Raw genomic sequence first — 18,734 nt, forward strand, 5'->3', positions numbered from 1 at the left:
ATGCCCCTTTGTATCACCATTATATTTTTCGATGTTTCTTTAATGCAAATACATTCCCTACTGCAAATAATAGAGAAAAAAGTAGTAATACAGTTAAATCTAATGCAATCTCTGTAAATCCTTGATTTCGAATCATCACTTGTCTCATTGCGTCAGCGCCATATGTGAGCGGAAATAATTTCCCTAACATTTGGAGCCACTTATTCATAGATTCAATTGGAAACAAACCAGAAAAGAAAATTTGTGGCACAATGACAAGCGGTATAAACTGGATCATTTGAAATTCATTATTTGCGTATGCGGATAAAAGCGTCCCTAAAGTTAAAGCGGTTAAAGAAAGCATACATGTAATAAGTAGCGTTAGCCAAATGGAGCCAGCTACATACAAGTCTAAAATATAAACTGAAAAACTTACGATAATAATGGATTGTATGAATGCAAAGATTCCAAAACCAATAATATATCCTACAACTATTTCCCATCTTCTTACCGGCGTCGATAGTAACCTTTCTAAAGTACCACTTAAACGTTCTCTTACAAAAGACACCCCTGATAAAATGAATACAAAGAAAAATGTAAAGAAACCAATTAATACGGGACCAAGCCCATCAAACATTGTAAAGTCTTTAGAGCCATGTAAATAATTCACTTCAGGTTTCATAATCGATACGTCGTTCTTCTCTGTACTTTTTTGTAATATGTGGAGCACAGCACGATTTTTTGACGAATCACTACCCTCTAATACAATTTTCATTTTTCCATTTTCTAAACGAATTACTGCATCTACCTTTTGATTTTCTAACTCAGACATTGCCTTTTCTTTACTATATTCATAAATTGATGCTTCCTGATTTTTCATCACTTTTACAATTGGAGCGGGCATATCAACAATAGCAATATGCGGTACATAGTCTTTTTGTGTAAACACTAGCGACAATAACCAAAGTAATAACATAGGTGCTCCAAACATCATGGCTAACGAACGCTTATCTCGAAAAAATTGGCGAATAATACGAATGATTACACCAGTAACTCTCATGATGGGGCCACCTCTTCCATCAAAAAGACATCTTCAATCCGTCCTGATGATACCCGCTTTTTCAATCCTTCAGGTGTTCCAGTCGCAACTAGCTTTCCTTCTCTAATCAATCCTAGACGCTCACAAAACTCAGCTTCATCCATAATGTGTGTCGTTACAATTATAGTTGTGCCTTTCTTTTTCAAATCATAAAATTTTTCCCAGATCGTTTTTCTAAGAAGTGGATCTATCCCAACTGTTGGCTCATCTAAAATTAATATTTCAGGTTCATGAAGGAGTGCTATCGCTAATGATAAGCGCTTCTTCATCCCGCCTGAAAAATGCTGTACTTGCTTTCTCATATGTTGTGATAATTGTACTAGGTCAAAAACCTCTTCAATTCTTTCCTTTTTATGTTTTCCCTTTACTCCATACATCGTTGCCATAAAATCTGCATTTTCATATGCTGATAGTTCTTCATATAATGCATCAGCCTGAGCCATATAACCAATTCTTTTCATTTCATTTAAATTAGGCATGTTCGTGTTGTAAACAAGCACTTCACCTTCCGTTGCCTCATTAATACCTGCAATCAATTTTATAAGAGTCGTTTTCCCTGAACCTGAAGGCCCAACTAAACCAAATATTTCTGCTTTTTCAACTTGCAATGAAAGATTGTGTAAAACTTCTTTTTTCCCAAAGCTTTTTGATACAGTCCGTAAAACAATGGCAGGTTGCTGCACGTATTCTTCCCCCTTTTTAAAAATGAGTGAGTACTCACTTTTATTTTACTCTTGGGTAATTATATGTCAAACCTCATTGATTAGTATGTATTTTTCATCAATAATTTTAAACAATGAAACAGAGTCGACATTAGAATATCATTTCTTAAAGTCGACTCTGTTTCATTTAAATTATATATTTCATTTTACGTTTTTAAGTTCATATATTTCCTAATTCTAGCAACATCTAAAGAATATTCGATAACTAATTGCTGTAACGGTAAAATAACTGTGTCAGGATATAAATGTGCATATTGTAATGTTTCTGCGTATTTTTCTAACCTTTTTTCTAAATACTTTATAATTTGATCTGGATGACTTACTAATAAACATTTGCAATAATAATGTATTTGTTCCTCAATCGCCGTATACTCTTCAATTTCATATTCTTTATGCATGTGTACACCCCTTTAAGTTTTTTACATGAATTACTTATCACACTTTTTACTCGATTAATTTTTAAGTTTTTTGATTATTTACACTATAACAAACTCTTCGGGTCAAAATTTGTTACTTTATGTAACGTAGAAAATTTTTAACAAAATTGTAATGTTAACTAGTATAAATTGCATACGGCCTATTTCTTTTTTCTATACAAAAATCGTACAGTTCAATTTAACTGCACGACTACAAGTTCTGGCCTATTAAAAATTCTTTGCAGAATGATACTATTGCCTAATCCTCTACTCACTACCATAGACGTATTTTGTTTTTCATATAAACCGGCTGTATATGTAGGGAATATACCTTGATTCGGAGCAACTAATCCTCCGATAAATGGTAACCTAAATTGTCCACCATGAGCGTGTCCTGATAAAACTATTTCTATTTGCTCATCAGCATACTCTGTTAAAAATTCAGGCCTATGGGATAGTAATACATTATATGTATCCGGCTGCATTTCAAATTTCGCTTTTATAATTTCATCTTTTACAACATTTCCTTCATCACGGTTTCCAGTAACAAATTCCGGATCATCAATACCAAGTAAATTTATTTTTTGTTCCCATTTTTGAATACTTACATGTTCATTTCTTAAAATAGTAACATGATGTTTCTTTAATTCTTTCTCTAAATCATTATATTTTCCTGACCATTTTTCATGGTTTCCTGTCACAAAATAGACAGGATACTTCTTTACAAGTTCTCGGATTAGTTCCATACTAACTTCCGGATCGTATGATTTACTGTCAATTAGATCACCCGTAATAGCAATAATATCTGGATTTATGATTTTTACTTTTTGAATTAAAGTTTCTTGACTGTCGCCAAATTTTTTATTATGTAAATCTGAAATTTGTAGAATTTTAAAACCTTTAAAAGAAGAGGGGATTTTATTAGATGTTATTTTAACCTCAGTTATACTAATTAAATTGTTCTGTACATATAAAAAGATACTAAAACTTACTAAAATACCAATAACTAATATGATTCTTTTAGTCTTCTTTTTCATTTTTCCTCCTAAAATCTTGATCAGTACTACAATGCTCAATAAACATTCCGCGCCCTTCGAATTCAGAATAACTGAAACTTTTTAAGTGATTTGAAGTATTTTTCATAGTATTTCTCTAATAAACACTTACTGCTATTTTCCAATCTCATTCGTATTAACTGCTATAAAGTGTAGCTTTAATATCCTAGGTGACCTGCATAATTGTATGATATCATGCTCATTTTCTAGTGGACTTATAACAAATCACTGGAAGCTCTTCATCATATTATCATTTATCTTACTTAGTTTAATAACGATATAATGATAATTCCTATAGTTTTTTATAAAAAAATTGTGTATTTTTCTCGAAGTATATAATATATTTGCTTACAAATATATTATTACCACTATGATTTTAATTTGTTTAAAACGTACATAGAGAGAATTGAAACACTAAATTACCTTATGAAAAGTCATTATTATGTTATTAGTCGGAAAATTGAAAAAATAAGTGTAGATAGATATCATTGTGAATGAATATATAATTAATTTTAATTCCCTGACATAATTTCACATAATTCTTAAACTAGTTTTTTGCGTGCATTATGAAATAAAATATTGCGCAATGTCAGTTTTTAAAAGATTATATATCAAAACTTTAAGAGAGGAAGAAAAACTATGAAGATGAAAAGAAAAATCATGATGACAACAGCACTTGCAGCTACATTAGCTACAGGTGCACTACCAACTACATCAGTGTTTGCTGCAGAAAAAGAGGCTCCTATCCAACAAAAAGAGGCTCAAATGGGTATTCAACCATTAGCACAAAATAATTTAGAAACAGCTGTTAATGCTGCCTTAAATGGTCCAGAAATCAAAAAAATAAAAGTATTTGAGCATGAATTTAACGTAAAAGAAATAGAAGTAGTAAATCTAGGTGGAGGAAAAAAATATGTTAAGGGACAAATTTCTCATCATTTAAGTTTCCGTCCAGATGATCAATTTTATTATGAGTTTACTGTGCAAGATGGAAAAGTAGTAGATAAGCCTGTATTTAATATTGATAGAGGTGGTTGGACACCATTTGCTGCTCCACTTTTATCAATTCTTGCTGCGTATAATGGAATTCCAGTTAATCCAAATGATTTAAATACACTTGGTCAGCAGATTGGTAAAGTTATAGATGGAAGCTGGGAACATGCAGCCCAATCTATCGCAACTGTAGTTAGTCTAAGTTTTAATGAGTAAAATGTTTTAATTTTTATTAGCATTGTAGGGACCACTTTTCCTAAATAGCCTTGTTATAAGAAATTCCTGAAACAGCTATAAATAGATTTTTACCGCTCACTCACATTATCTTAATTTGTTAACCACCTTATCATTCATAATATGTCACAAGATAGAAGTCTTTTTAAGGCTTCTGTTTTGTTTGTATACAATACAGCAAAAAGCTTATTTTTACCTATCTATGCTTCAATTTTTTAAAAATCCGTTTGGCTATTAGATATAAATTATTACAATAAACTAATAATATCTTAAGTTAGCTCACTACCTCTTTTTAATTACAAAAATTCATTACATTAGGAATAAAAAACAATAAATATAGTAAAAAACCATCTTATTATAGCTATTGTTTAAAAGTCAGGAGAGATATAATGAACAAAATAAAAATGAAAAATTTCTTTAAAATTAGTATCCTCACTTATTTTACACTAGCAATTTTAAGTGCACCATCTACTATTTTAGCTGATAGTCATCCAGGTTATTCTTATGAACCCAATATAGGATATCAGAATCCATCATGGATGTCAGAAGTAGCTGATTCAACAAAATTAAGTGAAATATCTATTCCAGGAACTCATGGTACACTGGCTTTACATGGAGCAAGTTTTCTTGATGAAAATTTGACAAGAAATCAAACTATGAGTCTACCCCAACAATTAAATTCTGGAATTCGATATGTAGATATGCGCGTTAAACGTGTAAAGGATTCTTTTGCAATGTACCATGGCATTGTAAATCAAAAAGCAGTGTTTGAAGATGTATTAAAAGACGCAATTCAATTTTTAAAAGATTATCCGACAGAAACAATTTTAATGCGCTTAAAAGAAGAAACTACACCTGAAAGTGGATCTCCATCATTTGAGGAGATATTTTTAAAATATAAAAACGTTAATGCTTCATATTTTTGGGATCCTAATTCCGTACCAACTATAGACAAAAACAACCCTACTTTAGGAGATATCCGAGGTAAAATTGTAGTCTTACAAAACTTTACATCCTCTCAATTGTACGGTATTGATTACGATAGTTTGAATATACAAGATAAATTTGAAATTGGAAGCGGACCAAACGAAATATATGAAAAATGGAATGCGATAAAAATTCATCTACAAAGTGCAAATACTAACTTTAATAATGGAAAAATATATCTTAACCATTTTAGTGGTACGGGTGGTGCAGCCGCATTTTTAAATAATGTATATCCTTGGTTTGTTGCTAGCGGAAAAGAGAATAGAAATACTGATAGTAACCCTAAGTTAATTCAAACGAATTCCACTAATGCGTGGGGTGATTTTCCCCGCGATAGAAATGGGCAAGTATATTATGGTGGGATGAATACACTTGGGACCGAACTCTTACAACAAGGTGGAATTAAACATTCTGGTATTATCGCAGCTGATTTTCCTGGACCAGGTTTAATTGATAGTATCATTAAATTAAATGGTGTACATTCAAATGAAAAAGAGATATTAATTTCGCAAATTCCATCCGAATCTAGCCCTTTATCCGGACAAAAAAATCGATCCAGTCAAAACTTTAAAATTGATAGTTTACCTGTAGGTACCAAAGAATTAAAATGGGTTATTGAACCTTCAGAAAAAGATCATCCTTCTACTATCTCTTTCAATGTAATGATTGATGTTTCCCTAGGTATCGATTCTATTCGTTGGAAAAATATTTCACATGGATCTAGGACTGAAGCTTACACAAATACTAAATATTATATCGCAAGTCCCATTGGTGCCACTAACAAATTCACTGTGAAAATATACGCTATTACAAATTAGAAAATAAAAAATCCCAATGGAATACCATTGGGATTTTTTATTAATTTCATTTTGTAAACATTAGATGGGGATTAAATGTATTAGTACATCATTTAAACCATTAGAGAATTTATTTTTCGAACACCCTTTATTTTCAAAGAAAAACCCAAAAATGTTAACTACATTTTCCTGATTATCATTTATTCAAAACTGCCTTCCAAAGCGATAGAGCAAAAATCCAATTTGTGTCACCATTGCCTTGATAATCTTGAACTGCTTCATACACTTTTCCCTCATGTACTACTCTATCACCTTTAGTATATGCTTTTCTCGCATCCCATTTTTCATATGTGGAATCCTCTGCCTTTGTTGTTACACTCAAAACATCACTTCTACTAGATTCATTTCCAGCTAAATCAACCGCCGTTACTACATATTTATACGATGTATTAGCCTTCAATTCTTTATCCATAAAGGATGTATTAGCCGTTGTCCCAATTTTATTCATAACTCCAGCGCTTTCTCTATATACAATATAATGGTCTACACCTACATTATCTTCAGACGGACTCCACATCAAATCAACAGTTGTCGCTGTTTTACTCATACTATGTAATCCTTTCGGTTGAGTCGGAGCTTCTGTATCTGGAGTTTCATTTGTTGTCTTAACTTTTAGTTTTTCACTTTCTTTTGATATGTTTCCAGCAGAGTCTAATGCCTTTATTGTATAGGTATATTCCGTATTTGCTTTTAGCTTTTTATCAATAAATGTTGTACCTGGTACCGTATCAATTAATTCTCCATTGCGTAACACTTGATACTCTTTTACACCTATATTATCCGTAGAGGCCTTCCATGTTAGTGTAACACTATTGGCAACAACTTTAGACGCATTTAATCCAGTTGGTTGACTTGGAGCTACTGTATCGGGAGTTTCATTATTTACTAGATTTACATCAATTACATTATAAAACGCATTTGACGTATCTGCTACATCCCATACAGCTAAAATAACATGATAACCATTGCGATTAGTTGGTACATTAATTGTATGTGTTAAATTATTTGATGCGGCCGAACCGTCATGTTTCACAGTTCCAATTGGTTCTAAGTCAGCACGTGTTAATGGCTTATTAGGATCCCATCCCTTTTTTGTAATGTAATAATGCCATTTACTTGTAGAATGTGCAGCTGTATATTTCCATGTAAATGTATTTGCTCCACCCATAATCGTATTTTTAAACCAGCGATTTGATGTTTGTTGGTCAAGAATTCCTCCAAATAGTCCTCCTGCCGAAGCGATTTTCCCATCAATCGGTCCACCATCTGGGAATCCTTTAGGTGCTTCTAGGCTTTGAGGCTCGTACATTATATTTCCACAATTCAAATTCAATGCTCCATAATTCTGACTACATAAAGCAGCACGACTGCTTGGTTTTTCAACAAATCCATGTGCATACGCACTTTGAGGAATCATTGTAATAGCCGTCATCCCTGCAGCTAAAACACAAGCACCAATTCCTTTTTTACTTTTTCTTAATCTTTCAAATTTAGATGTAAATTTCAAATTCATTCTTGTCCCCCCCAATATATTATTGTTATCGCTAATATAATAGCAATATAAAGATAAACGAACAAATTACTAGTAAATATACTAATATCACTCATACATTGTTACATTTATTATTATTTTTAATCTCATATAAAAATAAAATAAATACAATAACTCTATTTTGTAACATTATGTATTAATAGAGGAATGAAAACCTCACTTAATTTCACAAAAAATTCAAATATTAATTTAAGGAATTATACCTTATTTAGAAAAAATACACTTTTAAAGTAAAAAAGTCTGGAAGGAACTGATAATATCAGTTTCTTCCAGACTTCACATTTCTATTATATAACTTGCAAATAAGTCATTTCCAAAGCTAAATTCACACATATTTTCTAAACCTTAAAAAGCACAATAAATAATTTACTTATATTCACATGGTGAATGTACACAAATCCTTTTAATCTTATATTTCTTCCTATAAGATACCATAAGATATCCAACTTAACTTTATAGTACTGGTGAATAGTCATCTTCTACCCTGTAAATCCTTATTTTAAACAAATCATCTAGAGATTGATAATGTAAAAGAAAGGAATTGAAAACCTAATTTATTATTTATTCCATAACGTTTTATCAATTTATTATATTATTTTTACCTAATAAGGTACAGGAACAAACAAAAAAACTTCAGTGCGCTTGCAATTATTATAAATATAAACGTTTTTAGGGTGAAACGTTTAAAGGGTACTTTACTGAATTGTTATTAAATGCTCCTGTACCTAGTATTTAAATTAACTTATGTCAATATATTTTACAACACAAGTGTTAAACGTTACATATTTCTATATTTAATGATACATTTCATCAATATAGCCCCCTAATCTTTAGGCTAAATATAGAAATTTAGGCTCGTTAGGATTTAATTGTGGAATTCTCATCATTGCAAATGAATTGATTAGGCACGTAACTGTCACAAATTAATTACTTATCTATTTTTTCAACTATGAAAATTTTATTACCACTTCAATATTTACTCTTAAACTAAAACACATTTATACCTACAATTAATTTATTATCTTTCAAAAGAGTCGATAGTTTTATATTTTTTATTTTTTTATTTTTTTATTGTACATTTGTACATTTGATGTTAGGATTATGCCTATTAAAATTGAATCCTAACGATTCTTCTTTATAATTTCTATATTTTAAATACCAAATAAAAATATAGATTCTGAAACACGATCAAAATCAGAACAAAAATGTCGTTATTTTACAATGATGTCGTGGAATACCTTTAGAATGGAAAGATACATGCAACAACGTGTTAAGGGGTTACAGGGGGAACAAAAATGAGAGACTTTTTTGATGATAAGTATAAAAATATTGAATTAAAAAGGAGGTTAATAAATTTAATAAGTGACATTAGCGAGTTCAAAGGAAAATTAGCTGCTTATCAGGAACAAAACCCTGACATATTTAATAATTTAGAAAAAACTATACCACTACATTACATAAAAAATTTCACAACTATTTATGAAGATGTAAAAGTTCCTAATAAAAGATTAAAAGAGCTTATTTTAGATGATATAGTACCTCAAAATATTTCAGAAGATGCTATTTTTTGTTATTATCAAACACTTTCTTTTGTACATAAAAACTCCTGTACTTTATTAATTAATCCAGCAACTATACAGGAATTGCATTTTCAACTAATACATTACATTACCTCGGACAGTGCCAAATGGCGTGAAAAACCTTTTATTATTCCAGGAATTCCAGAACATGGAATGCACTTGAATAGTTACCGCATTCTTCCGCATGAACTTATTCCACAGTTTATGGAGCAATTATGTGATCAATACAACTCATTAAATACTAGTAAGGGGCTACATTCACTTTTATTAATAGCTCGTTTTATATTAAATTTTTATTGCATAGTCCCTTTCAATCAAGGTAATAACAGGCTGGCATTTATGTTAATGCAATTGCTGTTAATTAAGAGTGGACATACATTTGTAAAATATGTATGTTTGGATAAATATATTAAGAAACATGAATCTGATTATTACAATTCGATTTATAAATCTTCGGTGAATTGGTACTGCGAGGAACATAATAATAGCTTTTGGTTAAAAACGTTTTTAACAATTATATTAGAGGCTTACAAAGATCTTCATAACACAGTTCTAGATTCTATATGTAAACATACTAAAGTTGAGAGAATCCAGGATTTTATACTTAAACAAAAACAACCCTTTACTAAGGAAAGTATTCGTAACACTTATCCAGACATTGCAGAGAGTACAATCAGTAAGGCTTTAAATTCATTGCAATTATTTGGGCATATTAAGCTAGTTTCAAAAGGAAGAAACGCAAAATGGACTAAAGTTTGACTATACTTTTAAAACTCTTACAGTTCAAAAATTCAATGGTAACGTTATCAATAGTTTTCATGACTTTAGGTTCAAATTCATTGAATTTCATTTTAATTTTAGGCTATTATTGCTACTTTAGTTATTTCTAATTCCTACAAAAAATTTATAGGAAAAGGTACGTTTCCCTCCACCTTTTCCTATAAAAATATTATATAAACACAAAAAAAGTTGTCGAAAAAAGTCGCATTTTACTATTTTTTCTTTATTTTCTGGTTGTAAACGTTTCATTTTCATGTTACTATCTTAATCAAACAATAGAGGGTTATAAAAATGAAAATATTTCTTTCCCATAGAAACATATAAACGTACGGTAACATCAAGAAAATAAGGCCAAAGAAATATTTGATACCTACCAAAATAATCAATAGGAATTTTGCGCTTTAATATTTCTGTCAATTCAGAAAAAACATTTTGTCCCTAAACAAAAATTGTTAGCATGCAAAGTTCAAATACACTAGAACACCCAAATAAATGTAATGTCCTTTTTAATCGAGCATTAAAGTATAAAAAAGAATTCTTCCTACAAAATTCAGCTGATTAACTTAAAGACATCTAAATTACTACCTTAATTTCCCTCTATTGTTGACTACATATTTACCAACTATGAAAAAGAGCCTATCCAGGGCTCTTTTTTGTATAATCATTCAAATTCTATCTTGATACTTATATTTTCACACAAATTACCTCTACTTTTTTGCTCTTAATTATTAACTTCCATTCCCAATTTGTTTAAATTTGTGAATAAAATTCCATCATATAAAAATAATAAATACAACTAATCGTTATATATTAAAGAGGTGTCAATTTTGTCCTTAAATGAAGAGACCTTAGAAATTAAATCAGATAAAAACATTGAAAAGATCCAAACAAGTAACTTAGAAGAGCTTAAAAATACATTAGATAATATCTTTGATATTAGTGCAGATTTAATCGAACATCCTTTGCAATTAAAAACAAACACGAATATTTTACTATATTATTTTGAAGGCCTTACAGATGGTGTCGCTTTAAAAGGCAATGTTGTTACACCATTATTACAAAAAGTAAATGAGGACAGCCAAATATTTAATTCTAATATTATTGCTACTCATACCAAAATAGTATATACATGGAATGACATTAAAGAAGGATTACTTGAGGGTCAATGTGTTCTATTTATGGAAGGAGAAAAGCGCTCACTTCTAATAAATACAAAAGGCTGGGCAGAAAGAGCAATTCAAGAACCCATCTCAGAAGTTACTATTAAAGGCTCACATGATGGATTTATTGAGAATGCCACAAAAAATATAGGCTTAATTCGTCGATATCTTCCTTCAACAGAGTTAAAGATCAAAAAGCTGACAATTGGCGAACGAGCAACTTCAGTAGTCTATTTAATTTACTTAGGTGATGTAGCAAACGCAGATGTAGTCCAAGAAATAGAAACTAGAATCTGTAGAATTAATACGGATGCGGTATTGAGCATTGGAGAACTATCTAATTATACAAAAGATCAAAATTGGACTCCTTTTCCACAAGCTTATTTAAGCGAACGCCCAGATGCAATTTCAAATCATATTCTTGATGGGAAAGTAGCAGTGTTAATGGATAGATCCCCTGGTGCAATGATTGTTCCAATGAATTTAATTGGATTTTTTCAAACTCCAGATGATTATAATATCCATTGGCTCATTGCATCATTTTTTCGCTTATTACGATTTGCAGGATTTATTATAGCTATTTTTTTACCGGCATTTTATATTGCTATAGTCTCTTTTCACTTTGAAATCATTCCTATAGACTTATACACTTCTATTGCAACATCAAGAGTCAAAGTCCCTTTCTCCCCCTTATTGGAAGCTTTTATAATGGAAATTACACTAGAAATGCTACGTGAAGCTGGCATTCGCTTACCACAACCCATTGGACAAACCATAGGAATTGTTGGAGGGATTGTAATTGGACAGGCGGCTGTTCAAGCTGGTCTTGTAAGTAACGTTATGGTTATTATCGTATCTATTACAGCCATTGCATCATTTATTGTTTCTAATTATGATTTATCAAGTTCTATACGCCTTATTCGTTTTCCAATGATGTTATTGGCATACTTTTATGGGATTGTAGGGATTGTTAGTGGATTAATGCTCTTATTTGCTCATTTTGTTTCATTAACTTCCTATGGCTCACCATACGGATTGCCAATCGCGCCCTTTCGACTCAATGAATTAAAAGATTCTTTTGTAAGATTTCCTATTTCTATGATTACCACCCGCTCGAGTACAGGACAGCCGAAACAAAAAAAGAAAAAAGAAGGTGGTTCGCATGGGGAATCTTAAATTCCAAAACATAACTTTATTCGAATTTATTATTTTCATTCATTCACTGCAACTTGCATCAGGTATGTTAATTATGCCAAGCCCACTTGCTACTACGGCTGGCACAGATGGCTGGATTTCTATCATACTTGGATGGATAACTACTTCTATAATCGGCGTATTTATTATATTAATGTTACAAAAAAACCCTAACAAAAATTTCTCACAAATCTTAAAAACATACTTTGGTAAATGGATAGGGACAATTCTTTTTCTTTTATATGCCTTTTATCTATTCTTTGCTGGCTTTAATACTTTATTAAAGGCAACCGATATTGTAAAAGTGTGGATATTCCCTTCCACTCCTGCTTATCAAATCACCATATTATTACTATTGCCTTTTATTATTTTAGCCCTGAGTGGGTTAAGGGCTCTTACTAGTTATTCTATGCTTGTTTTCTTCTTCACTACTTGGATGCCACTATTTCTTCTTTTTTCACTACAGACTAACTACAACCCTTTACACCTACTACCTATTGTTAAAGATGGATTATACCCTATTGTAAAGGCAACAAAAGAAACCATCACTCCTTATGCTGGCTTAGAACTTGCATATTATATATACCCGTTTTTACAAAAAAAACAAAAAGCCATAAAAGGACTACTAATTGCGAATACCGGAACCATGTTTTTCTATCTATATGTGACTATTCTTTCTTATATATACTTTAGTCCAGAGGGGATAAAAGACGTAATCTGGCCAGTATTTCATCTGTTAAAAGGAGTTCGTTTTTCTTTCATAGAACGATTAGAAATTATATATATCGCTTACTATTTAATTGTATTCTCTACTACGATATATCCGTATTTATTTTTCAGTTTTGAATCTGTGACCATTTCACTTCAAAAAAACGCCCGCAATTGGGCGCTGCTTGCTTTTATGTTATTTATAGTTGGCCTATTTATTTTCCTAAATCCCGATGTGGATCAATATTTGTTTATATATTCTCTTATGGACATCTTAAATGTCGTTTTCTTTATTCTATTACCAATTTTATTTTTCGCTTACAGTATTCTTTTCACTTGGATTACTAGGAGGAAACAACTTTGATTCGAAAATGGATATGGATTGTGATTTGTTGTATATATATAATTGGTTGCAGTCAAAGAATTCCTCTTGAGAAGGTTTCATTAATACTGTTAATTGGCTTGGATAGAACCCCTAATGGAGACATAAAAGTTGGAACAAGTATACCACTCTTTCATCATAAACAGCCCAAAAGTACTATAGAACATTGGACACAAGCATCAACTGTATATACTGGATTCAGTAAGATAGATACGAAGTTAACGGGCTTTATGACAGCTTCCAAGGCTGAAATCATTTTAATTGGGAAAAAATTAGCGCAAGAAGCAAATTGGTTGCAGGAGCTTGATTCTTCTTACCGTGATCCTTACGCTACCATTAATGCTAAAGTAGTACTTGTAGATGGACCTGCAGAAGAAGTTTTTAAAATTCAGAAGCCTAGTAAACCATCACTTTCATCTTATATAAATGGTGTAATCGAATCGTCAATTCAAAATAACCAATCCGTCTCTTCTACAATTCAACAATTAATGAGAGAACAAAATGAAGAAGGAATGACGCAAACTGTTCCAATTATCAAAAAAACAAAGAATGAAATCGACACAGTAGGAATTGCATTTTTAAATCGAAAAGGGAAATATTTAACTCAAATTCCTAAAAAAGATGTTAAATTTTTCAATCTTATAAATAAGCAAAAAAGTAGCGGGCGAATGATACTACACCTTGCGCTTCCCCCTAAAAAGTCCAACAAAAAAATAAACACTTCTATCTTCGTACAGAACGCGACAAGAAAGGTAGATGTTAATTTTCAAAACGGAAAATTTGTATTTGATCTCGATATATATGCTAATGTAGCTTTAATAGAAAAAACCAATGCGAATTTAATTAAGGGTCACTATGATAATAAAAAAAATATAAATAGTTTAAAAAGGACTATTCAAAAAGAAATTAATAATAATTTACAAAATATAATAAATGAAATACAGCAGAACAAAATTGATCCAATCGGATTATCCCTATATGCTAGAGCCTTTCAATATAATGAGTGGAAAAAAGTAAAAGGAGATTGGTTGCAAGCGTTAGCAGAGGCTAAAATAAATGTAAAGACACACGTCAAAATAAAAGATACTGGGACCATTAGAAATTAGATTAGCCTATTCTTTTATTTGACAGCTTTTCTCAGTCGAATTTCCTTTCCTCAATAATTATTATGTAAAAGACGCTAACTCAAAGAAAAATTTTTCGGTTCTTTTAAAAGGGCAACAATTCAACTACGGTAATCAAGTACAAGTTTCTAATTTAAGGAACTGAAGAACTTATAATTCTGGTGCAGTATATATGCCAGATTCCATTCCAATTGCAACTCCATGACATAGCATCAAAGCCGAAATTCCTAAGTGAAGGAATTTCGGCTTTTTGAGGTCGTACGAATATCTTGGTTTTGGTTTTATATACCTTGATAGAATAGATACATATCAGCATATTTGTGCATAATGTTTTCGTTTAATGTGGCTTTAATAAATCATTTTTAGTTTAAATATCCTATACTAATAACAATGGAATTTTATTACTTATCCCTTTAGATTATTTCAAATCTCTTTCTTTTCTATATCAATAACTAATTATTATCAGATATCATATCCATAAAAAGCTACAAGAAATAATGATTTATTATTAAAAAGCAAAAAAATACTGCCCTTATGCCTTACTGTTGTCCCCTTTATTACGTATCAGATTTCTATCTATATGTGATGAGGGTTTTCATCTTTTTCAATAATCAACTTTATATAGAATATTTAACTTGGTTATTACTCTTAATGGATATCATGCTTTTTAAAGTTTCCACCTTTTACTTCCGCAACATCATATACAGTTACAAAGGCATTTTCATCAATTTCATGAATAAGTTCTTTCATTTTATTTTCTTCTAAACGACTGATAACACAGCTAACTTCTTTATAAGCTTCTTTCGAAGAGCCTCCATAAATTTCGTTATAGATTGCACTTCTTCCGAGACGTTCCCAGATTGCATCTATCATTAATTTAGGTTCTTTTGTAACAATTTTAAATGTTTTAGAACCACTTAATCCAACTTCAATAATATGAATTACTTTAGAAGCAATAAAGTAAGCTATCGCTGATAAAATTCCACCTTGAAGACCAAACACAGTTGACACAAAAATAAATACAAACATATTTAAAAACAAGATTAGATCACTTGTACCAAACGGTAATCTTCTAGACAACAATACCGCTAGCATATCAATGCCATCTAACGCTCCGCCATTACGAAGAGCCAACCCCATACCAAAGCCGATAATAACACCACCAACAACAGTAACTAACAATGTATCTCCTTCAATAATTGTAGGCACATTATGCATGACCACAGTACCTATTGCAAGTGATATAATACCAATAACTGAATAAATTGCAAATCCTCTACCAATTTGTTTATAACCTAGCCAAACAAATGGGATATTAATAAATCCAATTAAAAGACCTAATGGTAACCCAAATAGCTGAGAGCTAACGATACTTATACCTGTTACACCACCATCTGAGACATTATTAGGAATTAGTACAGCCTCTAATCCATACGCAGTTATAAATGCTCCAATAATAATCAATATTGCTTGCGAAAATTTTTTCAATTTATTTACATTTTTCTTTTTTGCACTTACCATTTCAATTCCTCATTTCACACATTTTTCTCTTTTTGTCTTTTCATAATTACATCAGATTCTATATTCTTTGTGTCGCACCTATTATGTAACTTCTCTCAAACTATAACTTCCTATACTAAATTAGAGGGTATTAACAAGCTAAACGGTATGTGTATCTACTGTTATAACTAGAATCTAATTATGAGCTGCACTATTAAATTCTTCTTTACCAACCACAAATATATAAATTCCTATAAGAATAATTGGTTAAATTAAAATCTTTTTTGTTTAGACTACTTTCCCCCAGCATAGAGGTTTACACTTCTTTTGGCTCTGATGCTAATGTAAAAACGTTTATCTAAATGTAAATTTCCAATAGATTCTCCCAAAATCTAACTGCAAAACATGCTAAACCTAGAACTGTCGCTGCATTGAATATTTAACACTCTTCAGAAACTTATAAAATACCCATCATGTCGCCATTACATTTCAAAATCTACTACAAAAATATTTCCTCCTAATACGTCTTCACTTTACCATTTAAACACCATGAAATTATTGTTAATAAACCACACACAGAAACTACTGGATTTTCCCCCTGTTTATAGGATTCAGATCATTTTTAAGAAGTCAAACTCTGTCATTTCCTCAAAGCTCAAATTACTTCCGTTCATTCGTCAATTGTAAAATATCAAAACCATTGTTTGTGTAATCCTTTCCATAAACCTAGTGAGTATAATTTTATAAGTTTTAATCCAGTACTCACTGACCGATGTGCTCATTTGGTCAGTTATACTATACCTAAAACTAAAATAATATGCCATTCGATAATATTATTTCTTTCTATTAATTTCAGCTTCGTATTGTATGATTATTTAAGTATTTATAAAATAAGTAAGTTTTACAAATACCTGTGTTCTCAATGTTTTCATAAAGTGATAACTATTTATAACAACCTTGATCGAGGGTGCTTTTTTCTATTTATTCTCCCTCTTCTCCCTTGTATTTTATCTTCATTCGTGTATTATATGATGAAAGAATCTTCACAAGAAGAAAACTAGTATCAATGAGGTGTATCATATGGAGACAAAGAATAATGTTACAATTGGTTCTTACGTACAATTTCCCTATCGTAATAATTCCTCCTTACAATTAACAGGTTATGTAGTAAATATCTTACAGAACACGATTGTAGTTGATATTGCTGGAATTGCTGAAACACATGCTATAGACGAAACAAGGCAAGTTGTAAAACATGGTTATTACCACAAGATGCAGTAAAGTGATAACATATAAAAAGATCCTAGTACACACTAGGATCTTTTTATATGCCGTTGTTTTTATAGTATTTTAATTTACACCCAACATACTCTATTTTTAAATTTGATAATTATGTCGCGTCCTTCCATTCAGACTTTAATATTGAATATTGATATTCATCAATCCACTGCCCTTTTAGCATGTAATTCTGAAATAAATGACCTTCTCTCCTCATCCCCACACGTTCCAGCACAGAAATAGACTTGTTATTTCGAACATCCGAAAATGCAATCAATTTATGTTTCCATAATGAATGAAATATGTAATTCAATAAGGTGCAAACAGCTTCAGTTGCATAACCTTTCCCCTGATATTCTGGAGAAAGAGTAAATCTAATTTCTACGATGCGAGGCTCATTTAAACGCGTGTGAAGTGCACAATCTCCAATTATTTTGTTATTTTCAGCCAAAGCAATTGCGAACTGGAACCAAGTTCCTGGTTGATTAGGATTATTATTAAGTTGTTCATTTACAAACATTTTAGCCTCATGATATTGATAATTAACCCATGACTAAAATTTAGTCACTTCTGGATTAGAACGATAAAAATGAAAGTAGTTAGTTTCATCCGTACTAAACCTTCTCAAAATAAGACAATCTGTTTTCCAAAATACTTTATTGTCATTCTCCATAACTTTTTTCCCCTCTTTTCTACATTACATATAAGTTGCACTTCGTTTTTAGTTTTATTTTTATATTACATAGGGATAAATTTATAGATTTTGTGTTTTGTACTGATTTTTAAAAGAACAGAAATTCATTTTTGAAAAAGTTTAATATACATCTTATATTTAAAGATAATTTGATTAAGCTAACGAGGGTTTCTGTTTCTGTTAATGGCTGAATTTTAAATCTATTTTCCGGCACTATATTTCTTAAAAATCTTTAATCTTGTTCTTACATTTGTCAAAATCTTCTTATAGCTATACAAAAAATATATGCTATTATGATTTTAAGAAACTATGCGTTCCCTTACCCCTGTATGTTTACAGGGTCTTTGTTTATTTTATTTACTTTTATTTTACTTATAAGAGTTCATACACACCCAATTTCAATTAAAATCGTTTACATGTTAGTTAGGCTTTGAAATCAT

The 18,734-nt window shown here is 30.8% G+C and carries 13 protein-coding genes and 1 pseudogene; 7 read left to right on the forward strand and 7 right to left on the reverse strand.

What is annotated here, in order from left to right; all coding sequences use genetic code 11:
* Positions 1–19 precede the first annotated feature (19 nt).
* The 4 genes from ACUN28_RS17105 to ACUN28_RS17120 form a co-directional block, all read right to left on the reverse strand.
* The gene (locus tag ACUN28_RS17105; protein ID WP_016087810.1) at positions 20–1,039 is read right to left on the reverse strand and encodes an ABC transporter permease; all 1,020 of its coding nucleotides are present in this window, start codon (positions 1,037–1,039) and stop codon (positions 20–22) included.
* Positions 1,036–1,761 (reverse strand): ABC transporter ATP-binding protein, encoded by a 726-nt coding sequence (locus ACUN28_RS17110; RefSeq protein WP_016087811.1) that lies wholly within the window; start codon positions 1,759–1,761, stop codon positions 1,036–1,038. Before ACUN28_RS17110 ends, ACUN28_RS17105 begins: the two co-directional genes overlap by 4 nt.
* Before the next feature lie 185 nt (positions 1,762–1,946).
* A complete protein-coding gene (locus tag ACUN28_RS17115) occupies positions 1,947–2,198 on the reverse strand; it encodes a hypothetical protein (protein ID WP_000548621.1) in 252 nt (83 codons plus the stop codon).
* Positions 2,199–2,410: 212 nt separating this feature from the next.
* Positions 2,411–3,253: a metallophosphoesterase gene (locus ACUN28_RS17120; RefSeq protein WP_016087812.1), complete on the reverse strand. Its 843-nt coding sequence runs from the start codon at positions 3,251–3,253 to the stop codon at positions 2,411–2,413.
* A 657-nt stretch (positions 3,254–3,910) separates the two neighbouring features.
* Between ACUN28_RS17120 and ACUN28_RS17125 the strand changes: the two genes are divergently transcribed.
* Positions 3,911–4,480 carry a hypothetical protein gene (locus ACUN28_RS17125; RefSeq protein ID WP_000782799.1) on the forward strand — a complete coding sequence of 190 codons (570 nt, stop codon included), beginning with the start codon at positions 3,911–3,913 and terminating at the stop codon, positions 4,478–4,480.
* A 407-nt stretch (positions 4,481–4,887) separates the two neighbouring features.
* Complete coding sequence (locus ACUN28_RS17130; protein WP_016087814.1) at positions 4,888–6,303, forward strand: phosphatidylinositol-specific phospholipase C; 1,416 nt, start codon at positions 4,888–4,890, stop codon at positions 6,301–6,303.
* 175 nt (positions 6,304–6,478) lie between these two features.
* Here the strand turns inward: ACUN28_RS17130 and ACUN28_RS17135 are convergent, their stop codons facing one another.
* A complete protein-coding gene (locus ACUN28_RS17135) occupies positions 6,479–7,855 on the reverse strand; it encodes a lytic polysaccharide monooxygenase (RefSeq protein ID WP_016087815.1) in 1,377 nt (458 codons plus the stop codon).
* Between the two features lie 1,334 nt (positions 7,856–9,189).
* On the opposite strand from ACUN28_RS17135, the gene ACUN28_RS17140 reads away from it, so the two are divergent.
* The 4 genes from ACUN28_RS17140 to ACUN28_RS17155 all read left to right on the forward strand — a co-directional run bounded on the left by ACUN28_RS17140 (position 9,190) and on the right by ACUN28_RS17155 (position 14,804).
* Positions 9,190–10,233: a Fic family protein gene (locus ACUN28_RS17140; protein ID WP_016087816.1), complete on the forward strand. Its 1,044-nt coding sequence runs from the start codon at positions 9,190–9,192 to the stop codon at positions 10,231–10,233.
* 848 nt (positions 10,234–11,081) lie between these two features.
* Positions 11,082–12,590, forward strand: a complete 1,509-nt coding sequence (locus ACUN28_RS17145) for a spore germination protein (protein WP_016087817.1) — start codon at positions 11,082–11,084, stop codon at positions 12,588–12,590.
* Positions 12,577–13,680, forward strand: a complete 1,104-nt coding sequence (locus tag ACUN28_RS17150; RefSeq protein ID WP_016087818.1) for a GerAB/ArcD/ProY family transporter — start codon at positions 12,577–12,579, stop codon at positions 13,678–13,680. Before ACUN28_RS17145 ends, ACUN28_RS17150 begins: the two co-directional genes overlap by 14 nt.
* Positions 13,677–14,804 carry a Ger(x)C family spore germination protein gene (locus tag ACUN28_RS17155; RefSeq protein WP_016087819.1) on the forward strand — a complete coding sequence of 376 codons (1,128 nt, stop codon included), beginning with the start codon at positions 13,677–13,679 and terminating at the stop codon, positions 14,802–14,804. The genes ACUN28_RS17150 and ACUN28_RS17155 overlap by 4 nt, the downstream gene beginning before the upstream one ends.
* 666 nt (positions 14,805–15,470) lie before the next feature.
* Here ACUN28_RS17155 and ACUN28_RS17160 read toward each other — a convergent pair.
* Entirely contained in the window at positions 15,471–16,343 is an 873-nt protein-coding gene (locus ACUN28_RS17160; RefSeq protein WP_016087820.1) for a YitT family protein, read from the reverse strand.
* Positions 16,344–17,402: 1,059 nt separating this feature from the next.
* Here ACUN28_RS17160 and ACUN28_RS17165 point away from each other — a divergent pair.
* Positions 17,403–17,603, forward strand: coding sequence for a hypothetical protein (locus tag ACUN28_RS17165; protein WP_016087821.1), 201 nt, complete (start codon positions 17,403–17,405; stop codon positions 17,601–17,603).
* A gap of 109 nt (positions 17,604–17,712) precedes the next feature.
* Here ACUN28_RS17165 and ACUN28_RS17170 read toward each other — a convergent pair.
* Positions 17,713–18,273: pseudogene (locus ACUN28_RS17170) on the reverse strand (GNAT family N-acetyltransferase).
* Between the last annotated feature and the right edge of the window lie 461 nt (positions 18,274–18,734).

The organism is Bacillus sp. WC2507 (assembly GCF_052656125.1).